Origin of the sequence: Flavobacterium sp. SH_e (assembly GCF_025717045.1) — a bacterium.
In the GTDB taxonomy this organism is placed as follows: Bacteria; Bacteroidota; Bacteroidia; order Flavobacteriales; family Flavobacteriaceae; genus Flavobacterium.
The window spans coordinates 608,474-623,849 of the sequence record NZ_JAOVZN010000006.1; the positions used below are offsets into that span (position 1 = coordinate 608,474).

The 15,376-nt window shown below is 34.5% G+C and carries 11 protein-coding genes, 3 tRNA genes and 1 pseudogene; 10 read left to right on the forward strand and 5 right to left on the reverse strand.

Annotation, left to right across the window (positions count from 1 at the left end; all coding sequences use genetic code 11):
• Positions 1-2: 2 nt before the first annotated feature.
• Positions 3-419, reverse strand: coding sequence for a DUF4625 domain-containing protein (locus tag OD917_RS13530; protein ID WP_263523996.1), 417 nt, complete (start codon positions 417-419; stop codon positions 3-5).
• Positions 420-1,360: 941 nt separating this feature from the next.
• Here OD917_RS13530 and OD917_RS13535 point away from each other — a divergent pair.
• From OD917_RS13535 to OD917_RS13575, 9 genes and pseudogenes are all read left to right on the forward strand, one after another.
• Positions 1,361-3,937 (forward strand): M1 family metallopeptidase, encoded by a 2,577-nt coding sequence (locus OD917_RS13535; RefSeq protein WP_263523997.1) that lies wholly within the window; start codon positions 1,361-1,363, stop codon positions 3,935-3,937.
• The gene (locus OD917_RS13540) at positions 3,934-4,860 is read left to right on the forward strand and encodes a DUF58 domain-containing protein (RefSeq protein WP_263523998.1); all 927 of its coding nucleotides are present in this window, start codon (positions 3,934-3,936) and stop codon (positions 4,858-4,860) included. The genes OD917_RS13535 and OD917_RS13540 overlap by 4 nt, the downstream gene beginning before the upstream one ends.
• 86 nt (positions 4,861-4,946) lie before the next feature.
• Positions 4,947-5,020, forward strand: a tRNA-Asp gene (locus tag OD917_RS13545).
• A gap of 661 nt (positions 5,021-5,681) precedes the next feature.
• Positions 5,682-5,755, forward strand: a tRNA-Asp gene (locus tag OD917_RS13550).
• A gap of 262 nt (positions 5,756-6,017) precedes the next feature.
• Entirely contained in the window at positions 6,018-6,839 is an 822-nt protein-coding gene (locus OD917_RS13555; RefSeq protein ID WP_263523999.1) for an AraC family transcriptional regulator, read from the forward strand.
• 377 nt (positions 6,840-7,216) lie between these two features.
• Entirely contained in the window at positions 7,217-8,578 is a 1,362-nt protein-coding gene (locus OD917_RS13560; protein ID WP_263524000.1) for a TolC family protein, read from the forward strand.
• Between the two features lie 68 nt (positions 8,579-8,646).
• Positions 8,647-9,699, forward strand: a complete 1,053-nt coding sequence (locus tag OD917_RS13565) for an HlyD family secretion protein (RefSeq protein ID WP_263524001.1) — start codon at positions 8,647-8,649, stop codon at positions 9,697-9,699.
• Position 9,700: 1 nt separating this feature from the next.
• Positions 9,701-11,284 (forward strand): MFS transporter, encoded by a 1,584-nt coding sequence (locus OD917_RS13570; RefSeq protein WP_263524002.1) that lies wholly within the window; start codon positions 9,701-9,703, stop codon positions 11,282-11,284.
• 167 nt (positions 11,285-11,451) lie between these two features.
• Positions 11,452-11,979 (forward strand): annotated as a pseudogene (locus OD917_RS13575) (HAD family hydrolase); the annotation flags it as partial.
• Positions 11,980-12,367: 388 nt separating this feature from the next.
• Here the strand turns inward: OD917_RS13575 and OD917_RS13580 are convergent.
• Positions 12,368-13,159: a hypothetical protein gene (locus tag OD917_RS13580; RefSeq protein WP_263524004.1), complete on the reverse strand. Its 792-nt coding sequence runs from the start codon at positions 13,157-13,159 to the stop codon at positions 12,368-12,370.
• Between the two features lie 375 nt (positions 13,160-13,534).
• Entirely contained in the window at positions 13,535-13,840 is a 306-nt protein-coding gene (locus OD917_RS13585) for a hypothetical protein (RefSeq protein ID WP_263524005.1), read from the reverse strand.
• Between the two features lie 177 nt (positions 13,841-14,017).
• Between OD917_RS13585 and OD917_RS13590 the strand changes: the two genes are divergently transcribed.
• A complete protein-coding gene (locus tag OD917_RS13590; protein WP_263524006.1) occupies positions 14,018-14,245 on the forward strand; it encodes a hypothetical protein in 228 nt (75 codons plus the stop codon).
• Positions 14,246-14,637: 392 nt separating this feature from the next.
• Here OD917_RS13590 and OD917_RS13595 read toward each other — a convergent pair whose 3' ends face one another.
• Entirely contained in the window at positions 14,638-15,171 is a 534-nt protein-coding gene (locus OD917_RS13595; RefSeq protein WP_263524007.1) for a hypothetical protein, read from the reverse strand.
• A 91-nt stretch (positions 15,172-15,262) separates the two neighbouring features.
• Positions 15,263-15,344, reverse strand: a tRNA-Leu gene (locus OD917_RS13600).
• Between the last annotated feature and the right edge of the window lie 32 nt (positions 15,345-15,376).

Genomic DNA, 15,376 nt, shown 5'->3' on the forward strand with positions numbered 1-15,376 from the left:
TTTTAATTTACAATCGTTAGGTTTCTTGTCACTTCTAGTTTACTTCCATTTTGATCGTTTACGATAATGATGAAATCATATTTCCCTTCTGCAGCATCTTCAGGAATGTCAAAATGCTTGTGAACTGTTGCGTTTTTTGAGTCCGCATATTGCGTCCAAGTAATTTCGTGAGACCAAGTTTTAGAATACGTTTCAGTGCTTTTTTGCACAATTTTCACTTGTACATTTTTGATTTTGTCTGCAGCAGTAACTTCAGCGTTAAAATGGAAATCTGCACCAATAGTTGCTGTTTCGCTGTTGTTAAGACCTAGTTCGATTTTGTCAATCGACGGAATGGCTGGTTCTGAATCGTCGTTGCTACAGCTTGTAAAAGCAATTGCGGCAAAAAGCGAAGCCAGAATGAGTTTTGTTGTTTTCATTTTTTCTGATTTGATTTTGATCATTTTATAAAGGGTATTTGGGTTACAAAAGAGGTTGTAAATGCTTTAAGCTTTTATGGCTAAAGACATTAGGTTAAGATTTTTTCTTTAAGGTTTTCTTTGATTTAGCTCTCGCAAAGTCGCGAAGACGCAAAGAAAATTGCTTTAAACTTTGCGTCTTCGCGACTTTGCGAGAACAAACAAATGTTTAAAAGGCACAGCGGTAACTAAAACCTGAATTAGGATTTAGTTTGAATGTGTTAATCGATAAAAAGTGAGGTTTTCTTGTGCGTAAAAAGCAGATAAAAATTATCAATATGATATATTAACTGCTTAAAATGAATGAAATAACTATTGGAAGTTTTTAAGATTATAAATCATTAAAAACAGCTCAATAGCCGAACTGCGAAAGCAAATCGGGTGCACAAAAAAATACTAAAATGTAAAAGGCGGGGCTCGAAGGGAAAATAAGGAGCCTTTAAAAAATGCAAAATGCGGTTTGTTGTAAAAAGTAAGGTGTTTTACAACAGGATTATTCTTGAAAAACTGAAAAACACTAAATTCAAACGTACCAACCGCGCTGAATTTAAAATCGCAAATCGAACATTTATGAAACGAATGCAGTTTTGCCTTAAATTGTGGTTTTTCTGAAACTGAAAATTCTATTTTCTCTTTCTGCGAATGCGTGTCCAAAATATGCTCATAAGAATGGACAGCCGGAAAAAGTATTGCGAACAATACGATCAAAGGCATCAAGAGATTTATAAATTTAAGTTTCTTTTTCATTCGTGAAGATTAACTTCTAGATGAGTTTTTATGTTATTTAATGCAATAGTGTTGCAAATATAGAAATCTTATTTTTAAATGCAATATTGTTGCAGTAATTGTTTGTAAAAAATCAATGCTTTTGCTAATTTTAGCAAATCTTATATCCCTTAAAAATGAAAATTTTCTACAGCCTTTTTGCTTTTTTTATGACAATTATGATTGGATTTTCCCAATCAAAAACAAAAGGAAATCTTGTTTTAGAAAATGGTGTTTCAGAGCAATTGGCTCAATTTAGAAAGCATCAAATTTCCAATATCACTTACGAACTTTCATTTGAAATTCCGCAGCAGAAAAGTGAAGATATTGTTTCAAAATTGGCTTTAGAAGCGACTTTGTCAGATGTGAGCGAGCCTTTGTATTTGGATTTTAAAGAGAAATCTCAAAATATTAAAACAGTTGAAGCAAACGGGAAAATGATTGCAATTGTTCACGAAAAAGGGCATATTGTAATTCCTATTGGAAATTTGATTTCAGGGAAAAATACAATTAAGATTTCGTTTATCGCAGGAAATTTATCTTTAAATAGAAATGATGATTTTCTATACACTTTATTAGTTCCAGATCGTGCGAGTACTTTATTTCCGTGTTTCGACCAGCCTGATTTAAAAGCAACTTATAAACTGAGTCTTTCTGTTCCAAAAGATTGGAAAGTTTTGGCTGGAGCCAATGTGAAAGAGAAAATTGAAAAAGGAGATTTTACGTTGTACACTTTCGGAGAATCGGACAAAATGAGCACCTATTTGTTTTCGTTTGTAGCGGGAAAATTCAACGAAGTGACGCAAAAGCCAGGAAATATGGAAATGACAATGCTTTATCGTGAAAATGGCGCTGATAAAATAAAAGCAAGTGTCGATACAATTTTCAATTTACATCAGCAATCTTTAGACTTTTTAGAAAAATATACCAATTATAAATTTCCGTTTCAAAAACTGGATTTTGCTTCAATTCCCGTTTTTCAGTATGGCGGAATGGAACATGTTGGCGCAATTCAGTACAGAGAATCGACTTTGTTTTTGGACAATAGCGCAACGGATAGCGAGAAATTAAATCGGGCAAAATTGATTGCACACGAAACTTCACACATGTGGTTTGGCGATTTGGTAACAATGAAATGGTTCGACGACGTTTGGATGAAAGAGGTTTTCGCCAACTTCATGGCAGATAAAATCATGAATCCGATTTTCCCGAAAGTCAATCATAATCTGCAGTTTTTCACGGCGCATTATGCTAGCGCTTACGCGGAAGATCGATCTCTGGGAACGCATCCAATAAGACAGCATTTGGCTAATTTAAAAGATGCAGGTTCGCTTTATGGTGCGATGATTTATAATAAAGCGCCGATTATGATGCGTCAGTTAGAAGCTTCGATGGGAAAAGAAGCTTTCCAGAAAGGAATTCAAAAATACATTCAGAAATATGCCAACGACAATGCCGACTGGAATAATCTTGTAGAAATTCTAGATGCAGAAACGCCTTTGGATATGAAGAAATGGAGCGAAGTTTGGGTAAACAAATCTGGAAGAGCAATTTTTTCAGATAAACTAGAATACGATGCGCAAAACAAAATTAAGAAGCTTGAAATTACACAGCAAGCTGAAGATAAATCAGGGAATGTTTGGCCTCAGGTTTTTCAGATTGGTTTAATTTATTCAAATGATATAAAAGTACTGACGGCAAATATCACAGATAAAAGTTTGATTCTAAAAGAAGCTATCGGACTTGAAAAACCGCTCGCGATCATTTACAATTATAATGGTTTTGGATACGGTGTTTTTCCGCTTGACGGAAATAATTTAAATTATATTGCAGCCCTAAAAGATGAGGTTGCAAGAGCTTCGGCGTACAGCAATCTTTATGAAAATACTTTAGTTGGAAACGTTTCTCTAAATCAAGCTTATGAATGTTTTTTAAAGGGAATTCAAACAGAAGAAAATGAATTGGTTTTGCGAATTGTTTCTAATAATTTGAACACAATTTATTGGAGATTTTTCACCGAAAAACAGCAAAATAAAGTTCAAAAGCAGCTTGTAGGTATTTTGTACGAACGTTTACAGGCTAATTTATCTTCGAATATCAAAAAGACATTGTTTGGCTTATTTACTTCAGTTGCTTATTCTGAGTCAGGAAAAGCAAGTTTGTACAAGGTTTGGAATAGAGAAATCTCAATTGCAGGTTTGAAATTAAATGAAGACGATTACACGAATATGGCAATGAATTTGGCGATTTTCAAACATCAAAAAGCTGATGAAATTTTGGAAACAACTATAAATTCAATTTCAAATCCAGACAAAAAGAAGCGATTTGAATTTTTGCTTCCATCTTTATCTAAAGACGAATCAGTTCGAAATGCTTTTATAGAATCATTAAAAGATGATGCGAATCGTGAAAAAGAATCTTGGGTTTCTGTGGCTCTGTCTAATGTAAATCATCCGCTTCGTCAGGAAAGTGCGCAAAAGTATATTAGATTTTCATTAGATTTGGTAGATGAAATCCAGCGCACGGGAGATATTTTCTTTCCGAAAGATTGGCTCGATAATACCGTTGGGAAGTATTCGTCGAAATATGCTTTTGATGAAGTGCAGCGATTCTTAAAAGAAAACCCTAATTTTAGTCCGATCTTGAAGCGTAAATTGTTTCAGGCGACAGATTTGCTTTTTAAAGCACAAAATATTAAAAAAGAAACCGAATGAAAATTGAATCGGAAATAGAGAAAGTCTCGAGTTTTCAGCATCTAGAAATGCTGGCAAATCAGGTTGTGGAAGGCTTTATATCTGGAATGCACAAGAGTCCGTTTCATGGATTTTCGGCCGAATTTGCCGAACATAAAGTTTATAATGCAGGCGAAAGCACTAAACATATCGACTGGAAATTATTTGCCAAAACCGATCGTTTGTACACGAAACGTTTTGAGGAAGAAACGAATTTGCGCTGCCATTTGATTATCGATAATTCGTCGTCAATGCATTATCCAGAACTGAAATCGAATCAGCCTTTTTATGAAAAGAAGATTGGTTTTGCAGTTTTGGCTTCGGCAGTTTTGATGAATATTCTAAAGAAACAGCGCGATGCCGTTGGTTTAAGTGTTTTCTCGGATCATTACGAATATTATGCTCCAGAAAAAGGAAGTGATCGCCATCATAGAATGCTTTTGAATAAATTGGAACAATTGTTAGAACAGCCAAAAGCAAAGAAAACCACAGATACGATTACCTATTTGCACCAAATTGCAGAGAAAATGCACCGTCGTTCGATGATTATTTTGTTTACAGATATGTTCCAGACGCAAGATAACGAGAAATTATTCAACGCATTACAGCATTTGAAGCATAATAAACATAAAGTGGTTTTGTTTCATGTGGTTGATAATCAAACTGAATTAAAGTTCGATTTTGATAATGCACCAAGAAAATTCATTGACTTAGAATCGGGTGAAGAAGTTTCGATTTTTGCTGACAATGTAAAAGAAGAATATGAAAAAAGGGTAGAAGCTTACTTTAAAAACTTGGCTTTAACCTGTGCGAAGAACCAAATTAAGTACGTTTCGGTAAATGTGGGCGATAATTTTGAAAAAATATTGACTACATATTTGGTTGAAAAACAAAACTTTGGATAAGTATTTGAAAATTTATTTCATTTTTTTTACAAAAACACTTGCAGAAACGAAATTCTGTTATATCTTTGCAACCGCAATAACGCAGAGGTTTGGTAGTTCAGTTGGTTAGAATACATGCCTGTCACGCATGGGGTCGCGGGTTCGAGTCCCGTCCAGACCGCAATATTGGGAAAAGCCTTTCTTTATAGAAAGGCTTTTTTGCCCAAAAACGGTATCTAAGATTAGTTGTGTTGTTTTGCTACGACTTTGTAACTCGTAGCTGGTTTAGTAGTTAGACCAATGAAAAGCTTTCCACTTTTGTGGATGGCTTTTTTGATTTATAACACTTTTGTTTTTGTTTAAAGACGATGAAAATTTTAACGCAAAGAGCGCAAAGGTTTACGCAAAGTTCACAAAGATATTTTCTAAAGAATGCAAAGTTCGCAAAGCTTATAATTGAGAAATCTTTGCGATTTTTTGCTTAATCCCAACTAATGTAACAGTTTGTCATTTCGACGAAGGAGAAATCTCCGCGAGTAACTCTACAAAGATTTTCTATTTATATATTAAAACATAGCGCGTGGTTTCAACCATGGGAACACAATGTATATAAATACGTATCCCGTGGTTGAAACCACGGGGTATGTTTAGCAGAATGATAAATATTTCTATGTAAAAAAAACTTCTCGTTTAAGAAAAAGAAAGAAACTTCTTCTTTTTTGATTTCAAAGTCAATTTTTAAAATATTGGAATTTAGTCAATTAAAAATTTCTCAAATTTTATTTGAAAAAACGCTTGCAGAAATGAAATTCTGTTGTATTTTTGCACCCACAATAACGCAGGGTTTGGTAGTTCAGTTGGTTAGAATACATGCCTGTCACGCATGGGGTCGCGGGTTCGAGTCCCGTCCAGACCGCCTAAGTTTGAAAAAAGCTTCTCATTAAGAGAAGCTTTTTTGTTTTTATACGTATATGAAATTTAACCGCAAAGAGCGCAAAGATTTACGCAAAGTTTACTCGGTTTGTTTTGTCATTCCGAGGAACGAGGAATCTCACGCGGGGTTCGACACAGATTGGAGAATTACGTTGCGGAATTTCTAGTGAGATTCCTCGTTCCTCGGAATGACAAACTGTGTGATAAATAAAATTTGGAATTTATTTCTTTCCTATCTTTATATTATGGAACAAGAAACATTCAAAGTCGATAAATATTATCTCCATAAAGTAGATGCCGATAAAAAAAGCATTTACTGTCATCATAATATAATGGGGGAATTGCTTGTTCCAACACACAAGCACAATAAAGCGCAAATGCTATACGCAGAAGGCGACGTAGTTTTTGTGACAACTGAAACGAAATCATACTTTTTGCCTGCAAGACATTTTATATGGATTCCCGCGGGAGTAGAACATAGTATCGAACCCAAGTCGGAACATGTGATGATGCGAAATTTGTATTTTCCGGTTGAAAAAGATGAAGATGATTTCTATAAAAGCGAAGGCATTTATCCGGTAAACAATTTACTGCTTCAAATGATGATGTTTACCAATAAGTGGAACGGTGATTTGAAAAAGGGAAGTCCGAGTTTTGTCATTGCAAAAGCCATAAAAGCGATTCTTCCGCAAATATGTCACACCAATTTACCTTTAGAACTTCCTCAGCCCAAAGATAAGCGGCTAGGAAAAATACTTCGACATATTGAAAATAATCTTGGAGAAACGATTCTCTTTGCTGATGTGGCGCATGAATTTGGTTTTAGCGAACGCTCTCTGTATCGTTTATTTCAAAAAGATCTCAAAATGTCTTTTATTCAATATTATACCATTCGAAGAATTCTTAAAGCAATCGAACTTTTATTAGAAAGAAAACTTTCGGTGAAAGAGGTAGCTCTAGAAGTTGGGTATAATAGTGTCCCGACTTTCAGTAACACTTTTTTTAAGATTTTGGGACAAAGACCTTCTGATTACTTAAACAGAGAAGAGATTTTAGGACGAAAGTAAAATTTTGTTTCACGCAGATTTTAATAGATTTTAGCTGATTTTGGAGATTCTTTTTGTTTCATGCGTTAAAAAAAAATCTCTCGCAGATTCCGCAGATTTGAGAGATTTTTTAAATGCTTTAAAATCTTCACAATCTGCCAAATGCGCGAGAACAAAAAATAGAAATCTGCGCTTATCTGCCTAAATCCTTTCAAATCTGCGTAAAATGTAACAATTCAAATATATTTTGTAACAAATTGTTTTTCAATATTTTAATATAACGTTTTCGGAAAATGGAATTTTAACATTTGTCCGAAATGAATATGTTATTGACTTTTTATAATCTTCCGCCAAGGAAAAAATGAAGGAACTTTGCAGCATAAAATATTCAAATATTCATGTTCCTTAAAAAAACAAACTCTAAAGAAGATTGTTTTCCCAGAAGCTTATTGATTTTACTAATTGTATTAGTATTCAATAGTTTACAAGCTCAGGAAGTTCATACGGTTTCTTTACAAGAAGCGATGAAACTGGCGAAGGAAAACAACAAAAAAGTCCTTAAATCTCAATTGGAGATTACGCTCGCTGAGCAAAACATCAAAGAAAGAAAAGAACTTAGATTACCGGATGTACAACTAAACGGAATGTACTCCAGAATTACCAACATTACAGAATTTAAAGGAGATGGTTTCTTAAACGGAAAAGAAGTTACGAAAGCAATTCCTGAAATCTACGAGGTAAATTCAACTTTTAAAATGCCAATTTACGTTGGAAACAAGATTAATAACGCGATTAAAATTGCGAATCAGGAAAACGAAATTGCGAAAATAAAATCGGAAAAAACAGAAAATGATATTGAACTGGAAGTTGTAGCAAACTATCTGGCGATTTATAAAATGATGGAACTTCAAAAAATATTTGAGGAAAACATCAAAGAAGAAAAAAGCCGATTAAAAGAAGTGCAATCGCTTCAAAAACACGGAACGGTAACCAAAAATGAGGTTATACGTGCCGAATTACAGCTCTCAGATCGTGAGTTGAACGCGCTTACAAACTCCAAAAACATTCAAATAGCGCTTCACGATCTGAAGACTTTAATTCAGATTCCGGAAAACGAAGAAATTGCAATCGACACAACTGCAAGTTTGGATGAAATGAACGGTTTAGATCCGTATGATTTTTATCTGAATAAAGCAATGCAGAACGAAGAAATGCGAATGGCAAGTCAGGAATTAGACATTAGTAAAAACGAATTGAAATTGGTAAAAGGGAACTATCTGCCAACTGTAGATTTCTTCGGGAATTATGGTTTTTATTATCCAAATTACAAATTCTTTCCGCCAAATCCGTATTTGTACACTTTAGGTCAAGTGGGAATCGAGGCACGTTTTGATCTTTCGGCTTTGTATAAAAACAAAACGAAATTGGCAAAAGCGAGTACTAAAATCGATATGCAGAAAATGCAGACTGAAATTTTAAAAGATGAAATTCAAGATCAGTTATACAAAGAGCATACACAGTATCAGGAAATCCTTGAAAAATTTGTCGTGGTTGATAAGGCTTTAGATTTAGCTGAAGAAAACTACCGAATTGTAAAGCTGAAATACTTAAACCAATTGGTTTTAATTACCGAAATGGTCGATGCCGATAATGCTTTGCTTCAGGCGAAATACAATAAAATCTCTACCCGATTGGATGCTGTATTGAAGCATTACCAAATGATGCACACGGCTGGAATTATGCCTAATGCGGGAAGTTAAATGTTAGACTTAATAGAAAAAAGAAGCAAGAGAAAAGACTTAAAAAAACTAAGATAAAGAGATAAAAGATGGTTAAGATAAAAAATGAAACTAAAAGAAATAAAACGTTTCATATACTAATAACAATTATTGCGTGTACTCTGGTTGTAAGCGGGGTTATTTTGGGAATTTGGTTTTATGTGTTTAATAGAAATCACGAAGAAACCAATGACGCACAGGTCGAACAATACGTAACGCCAATTATGTCGAGAATTACGGGTTATGTGCAGGAAGTTCGTTTTGAAGAAAACCAGTTTGTACATAAAGGTGATACTTTGGTGGTGATTGATAATAGAGAGTATAAATCGAAATTGAATGTGGCTCTTGCCGATGTTCAAAATGCACAGCAAAATAGTGTTGTGGCTCAAAAAAACGCCATTAATACAGCAAGTGCAACGGCAATTAATGAATCGCAATTAGAAGCTGCCAAATCAAATCTTTGGAAAACAAAATTAGAATACGAAAGATATAAAGCTTTGGTAAGCGAAGAAGCAGCGACTTCTCAGCAATTAGAAAAAGTAAAAGCAGATTACGAGTTGGCGCAAGCACATTTTCAGGAAATGAAAAATAGAATCCATTCGGCTACTTTAAGCACTTCTGTTGCTGAGGCGAATGTTCCGACAACGCAGACTAATATCGCTTCAAAACAAGCTGTTGCAGATAATGCAGCATTATTTCTTTCGTACACTATAATCACAGCGCCTTATGACGGTTGGGTTGGAAAAAGAACTTTACAGCCCGGACAAATGGTAAAAGAAGGGCAGTCTTTGCTTTCTATCGTAAGTAAAGAAAAATGGATTACAGCCAATTTTAAAGAAACGCAATTACAATATTTAACTGTTGGGCAAGAAGTTGAAATTAAAGCAGATGCTATAAATGACAAAGTTTTTGTGGGAACAATTGCTTCGTTATCGCCTGCGAGTGGTGCAAGATTTTCATTGCTTCCTCCAGATAATGCGACTGGAAACTTCGTAAAAATAGAACAGAGAATTCCGGTTAGAATTCAATTACAAGAACAAGACAAACAAACCGATTTTTTAAGAGCAGGAATGAACATTACGGTTGTTGCTGCGCACAAATAAAATGGAAGATAAAAGTATATTTAAATCATGGGTTCCAAAATGGGCGATCATTATTATTTTGTTCGTTTGTTTGCTGCATTCTATGATTTTATTGGGAGTTTATACGTCAAACGTCACGTATGCGGCAAGTTTTCTGGACATTGAGCCTGAAGATTTGCAGTTTGCAATGTGCGTTACGTATGGAACTCTGCTGGCAACCATTTTAATAGAAAGCCGATTTTCGAGTTTTTTCCCTGCAAAAAATTACCTGATGGCAGTTTATTCCTTAATCGGGATTACGATTGTTTCATCGGCTTATATTACCAATTTTTCGGTCTTTTTAGTGATGAGAATTGCTGAAGGAATCTTGATGGCGCTTCCAGTAATTACGATCAGACAATTGCTTATTGAGCAGTTCAATACAAAAAATGCCATTATTATTGGGTTTTCATTTTACTACGGCGCGCTGTTGTTGTCTACGCCTTTTATCATGAATATCGCCGTGTGGTTTCTTGATCATTACGACTGGAAATATATGTTGTATGTTTCGGGCGGACTACAGGTCTTAAACGTTTTTTTAATCTTAGTTACTTTCAGGGGGCACCGAATTACAAAGAAGATTCCGTTGTATCAAATCGACTGGATGAGTTATTTTTTGGTTTTAATTTCGATTCTTTGCGGTGCCTACTTTTTTGTTTATGCTGAGAAAAAATATTGGTTGCAGTCTTCAGAAATGGTTTTAATATTGATGATTTCGCTCATTACAGGCGGATTATTCATCTTTAAAGAACGTCTGGTAAAAAGGCCAAGTTTCGATTTTGAAGTCATAAAATACGCCAATCTGCGAATAGGATTTTTATTGTTTTTCCTTTTCTATATCAGCAGAGCAACACTGAGTTTATGTCATTCGGCAATGTTTTCAATCTGGAATTGGGATCCTTCTCGTGTTGCGGGCGTTCAGTATATAAACGGATTAGGAAATGTAATCGGACTTGTTCTAGCTGCTTTTTTCTTGATGAAATCTGTTTCGACTAAAATCATTTTTATGATTGGTTTTACGCTTATTGCTATTTTCCATTTCTGGTTTACGTTTCTTTTTGTGCCAGATATTGCATTGAGCGATATTATCATTCCCTATATTTTGCAAGGAATCGGTGTTGGGTTTTTATTTGTTCCGCTCATCTTATTTACCACATCATCGGTTCCAGCAAATATGGCGGTTTCCTCAGGAATTGTTGGGGTCTCAGGACGTTTCTGGGGAAGTACAATTGGCTTTTGCGTTATGCAGAATGCAATGGTTTTCTTAAATAAAAAGCACTTCTTGAAACTAAGCCAATTTGTAACTGGAGAAAATCCCGAAGCACAGCAAACAATTGCAAGCGCAACACAAAGTTTTATTGCCAAAGGATATTCGGCAGATAATGCAAATGTTTTAGCTATGAAAAAGGTTTTCAGCACCATTTCCAAGCAATCGACTTTATTGGCCGATATGGAAATTTATACTATTGTAGGTTACGGTTTAGTGGTTTTGATTATTCTAATTGCCTGCAATCAGCATTTGAGACAGACGATGACTTTGGTAAAAAGTAAAATTTGGATCGGATAGTTTTGTTTCAGGTTTAAAGTTTCAAGTTCAAAGTTATTCCGTGTAGTTTGTCATTCCGAGGAACGAGGAATCTCACGCGAGATTCAAAAAAAATCTTAGCGATCCCGATAGCTATCGGGATTGCGGAATTGAGTATCTTGCAACCGTTAAAAACAACAAATAAAATTATGAGCCAGCAATGTGTAATTTTTGATATGGACGGCGTGATTTCACACACAAATCCGCATCATGTAATCGCTTTTGAAAAGTTTTTCGATAAATATAATATTCCGTACACTCAGGAAGAGTTTGAAGAGCATATGTACGGAAAACACAACAGTTATATCATGACGCATTTCTTCAAACGTCCAATTACGGGAGAAGAATTGATTAAGCTTGAAGACGAAAAAGAAGGAATGTTTCGTGAGATTTACAAAGACAAAGTCGAAACGATTCCGCATTATATGGATTTTTTAAACGAATTAAAATCTCGTGGTTTTAAAACGGCAGTTGCCACATCAGCACCTCGTGCAAACTTGGATTTAATTGCCAACTTCCTAAAACTCGGCGAAAAAATGGATTCGATGATGTCAAGCGAAGACGTTAAATTTCACAAACCAAATCCAGAAGTATATCTAAAATCGGCAGAAAGAGTTGGAGTTTCTCCTTCTGATTGTGTGGTTTTCGAAGATTCTTTTTCGGGTATTACAGCAGGATTAAATGCAGGAATGAAGGTCGTTGGCGTTTTGAGTACGCATACTAAAGAACAACTTCCGCCATGTGATTTTTATATCAATGATTATAGTGAGGTGAATGTGGATAAAATCCTTGAGATATTGGGTAGATAAATTCCAATTTTTTAAATCCCAAATTCCAAGTGATACGAGACCTTTGTCAAAGTTTTAAACTTTGACAAAGGTTTTTTTAGTGTAATTTAGTTACCACAAAGTAATTGTCATTCTGAGGAACGAAGACACGAGCGATAGCGAACTGGCGAAGCAATCACACTAGAAATTCCGTAAAGAGAATTTCTAATCTGTGTCGAGTCCCGCGTGAGATTCTTCGTTCCTCAGAATGACAAACTAGATGTTTGAAATTGTAAACCTAATAATTCTCCTCCAAAAAAGCCATCCAGCCTTTTTCAAATTCCTCTTGCGTAACGTTCAATGTTTTTTCAATGTTGCCGAAAGATGCAATCAGTTTGGGAAGAATGTCTTTTCCCCATTTTTTGGCCATGTATTCGATTATCGTGTAGCCAATATTATAAATCTGATTGCTGTGATTAAGATCTTCTAAAGTCAGGTTTTTGCTTTTGGCGTATTTCACGCTTAACTTATTTACTTCTTTTGCTTCAAAAATACTAATCGATTCCCAAAGCCAGCGCGGATATTCGGCTTTAAACTTTTTATCAAATTCCTTATCAAAAGTCAGTCGGTCTTGGGTGATGATTGTATCTTTTGCTTTGTATATTAATATGTTTAGCTGAACGCAATGCGTAAATTCATGCAGAGCCGTTTTTAGCGGATCGTCTGGAAAAATAGAATTAAACCAATTCGTCCATACAAAATGAAATTCGTTTGGACCGCGACTTGTGCCTTTTGTATTCTCTGCTAAACCTGTCGCTTCATTAAACTTGAATTGCGAACCGTAGACAAAAACCTTTATCGGGTCGTGTTCTATATCTTTTAGATTTTCTCTTATTCGAGAATAATTTTCCTCCAGATGTTTGCTGACTTTTTCGGCCTCGCTTTTATAAATTCCGTTATAGGAAACAATAAAATGCTCCGATTTAAGAGTTCGGGTTTCGTGTTGAACGGTAAAGCTTCGAACTGTTCTCGCAAAATAAAAAATAGCAATAATTGCTAAAAGGATAACTAATAATCTGTATTTTCTCATGTGTTCTAAATGTTTTTTGAGATTTAAAAACAAGCAAAATTTTGAGAATTAGGTTTTTGGTGTTTTAAAAATAAGAATATTTGAAGACTAAAATGTAAAATAATTAAAGAAATTTCTGAATTGTTTCTGATTTTAATTTTCTCACATTTTGTCATTTCGATGAAAGGAGAAATCTTCGTAAGTAACTCCGCAAAGTTTTCCCGTATTATAACCACAAAGTTTGTCATTTCGAGGAACGAGAAATCACACTAGAAACTTTCGCAACAGCGCGTGAATCTCGCGTGAGATTTGCTTCGCCAGTTCGCTATCGCTTGGGTCTCGTTCCTCGAAATGACAAAACTGGATGAATTGCCTCCTGCTTTAGCTGGAGGTTTTTCATTCTTTCAACTTCAAATATTCTTTAGGAACACTTAATAATTCCTGATAACACCAGCTGTTTGGACAATTTTCATTTCGTTTAGTATGTTCGGCTATTCTGATTTCGATGGATTCTCCGTTGTCTTTTCCTTTAAAAGTTTCTCCAACCTTAAAAGTTCGGTCAATTACGCCAATAAAACCTCCTACAGTTATTTGAACGGTGTATTCTTTAGTAAATTCATAATTTTTAGAAGCCTTTTCTTCAGCCGAAGAACAAGCAAGAATTCCTGAAGTAAGAATCAAAAAGCAAATCAATTTTTTCATAACGATCTTTTTGTATTTAGATGTTTGAATATCAGATTGGTTGCGTGAAAGTGGAAAAGATTTTTGTTTTTAGAGCGACCGTTTGGCATACGAAAAAATAAAATAGAGTTGAACGCATATATGGGTTCAAATGAAATAAATTTCTAATGATTTTTGCAATATTTTAAATCTAAAATTATGAGTACAAATCATTTTTCAGAAGAAGTTGAAGCTAGACTAAAAGTTTTTTTTACTGATGTCATCGATCCAAAAGACATGGCGAAAGCATTACGAACAACGAATTATCTATTAACGTTAAGCGTAATAAGAGAAAGAGATGCAATGGGAAAAATAAACCTTGAAAATTTCTTTTATTGGGTAAATGAATTAGCAGAGGTTTTAGATCCGTATTTGGAAGTGGAGTAAGTGAGAAAACTATAAAAGTTCATTTTGACGAAAGGAGAAATAAAAAGCAAAACCGACAAAAAATTCCAGAGTGATTTCCGCAATTTTTTTCATAGTGTACAACCTGTTGGTTATGCTGAAAAGCTCCTTTCGTCAAGATGGATTGATAAAGATGAGTTACCGCGTAGTTTGTCATTTCGAGGAACGAGAAATCACACTAGAAACTCTGCAAAGAAAATCGCCAATCTTTGTTGATATACGCGTGTGATTTCTCGTTCCTCGGAATGACAAAACTAGGGACGCTTTCAATTATAAAACATAGCAAATGGTTTCAACCATTGAAACGCATTCATTGTCGCCAATCTTTGTCTCCGAGGTTGAAACCTCGGGCTATATTTGAAATATATTTGCTATTATATCTTAAATGGCTTCGATTTTATAGTTTTTGAATAAAACGTAACATTTGATAATTCCTGGCTAATTTCTGTTTTCTTATCGTATTCGTTAATTTCAAATGGTTTGTATACTAATGATATTTGTTTGATTAAAACTTTGAGATCAAAGTATCTATCAGAATCCATAAAATTTTTACTGTCTATGTTGAACTTTATTGCAGAGTTTGGTTCGCAAACAATGATGTTTTTGAAAGTTAATTTAGTTGTTTGGGTCATTTGTGCAGGAGGCGCCTCTTCTAGTACTTTTCCATTTTTTGGATTTGTTTCAATTTCAAAAAAGTAATTATAATAATTTACATTATTGCCTTCAATTGTTTCGATTGGCATTGGTAGTATTATTTTATCTTTTTTTGAATTGTTTTTTAATTCGCATGATAAAATAAACTGTTTTTGATTATTGTGAAAATATTCTTTAACTGTAATTATTTTAATTTCTTGAGCATTAGAAATAAATTGAAATAGAATAAAAAAAAGGAGTAAGAATTTTTTCATAGCGAGGTTTTGAAAATTTTGTTATCGAGTTGAAAATCAAATGCACTAAAAACAAAAAAGCTTCTGAAAATTTTCAGAAGCTTCTTAAAAGTGCGGATAATAGGACTCGAACCTACACGCCTTGCGGCACCAGATCCTAAGTCTGGCACGTCTACCAATTTCGCCATATCCGCGGTAATTGTGGGTGCAAAGATAGGCATACTTT

Coding starts and splice junctions, on each gene's coding strand:
- OD917_RS13530 (WP_263523996.1), bottom strand. CDS start 419: ATGAAAACAACAAAACTCATTCTGGCTTCGCTTTTTGCCGCAATTGCT.
- OD917_RS13535 (WP_263523997.1), top strand. CDS start 1,361: ATGAAAATTTTCTACAGCCTTTTTGCTTTTTTTATGACAATTATGATT.
- OD917_RS13540 (WP_263523998.1), top strand. CDS start 3,934: ATGAAAATTGAATCGGAAATAGAGAAAGTCTCGAGTTTTCAGCATCTA.
- OD917_RS13555 (WP_263523999.1), top strand. CDS start 6,018: ATGGAACAAGAAACATTCAAAGTCGATAAATATTATCTCCATAAAGTA.
- OD917_RS13560 (WP_263524000.1), top strand. CDS start 7,217: ATGTTCCTTAAAAAAACAAACTCTAAAGAAGATTGTTTTCCCAGAAGC.
- OD917_RS13565 (WP_263524001.1), top strand. CDS start 8,647: ATGGTTAAGATAAAAAATGAAACTAAAAGAAATAAAACGTTTCATATA.
- OD917_RS13570 (WP_263524002.1), top strand. CDS start 9,701: ATGGAAGATAAAAGTATATTTAAATCATGGGTTCCAAAATGGGCGATC.
- OD917_RS13580 (WP_263524004.1), bottom strand. CDS start 13,159: ATGAGAAAATACAGATTATTAGTTATCCTTTTAGCAATTATTGCTATT.
- OD917_RS13585 (WP_263524005.1), bottom strand. CDS start 13,840: ATGAAAAAATTGATTTGCTTTTTGATTCTTACTTCAGGAATTCTTGCT.
- OD917_RS13590 (WP_263524006.1), top strand. CDS start 14,018: ATGAGTACAAATCATTTTTCAGAAGAAGTTGAAGCTAGACTAAAAGTT.
- OD917_RS13595 (WP_263524007.1), bottom strand. CDS start 15,171: ATGAAAAAATTCTTACTCCTTTTTTTTATTCTATTTCAATTTATTTCT.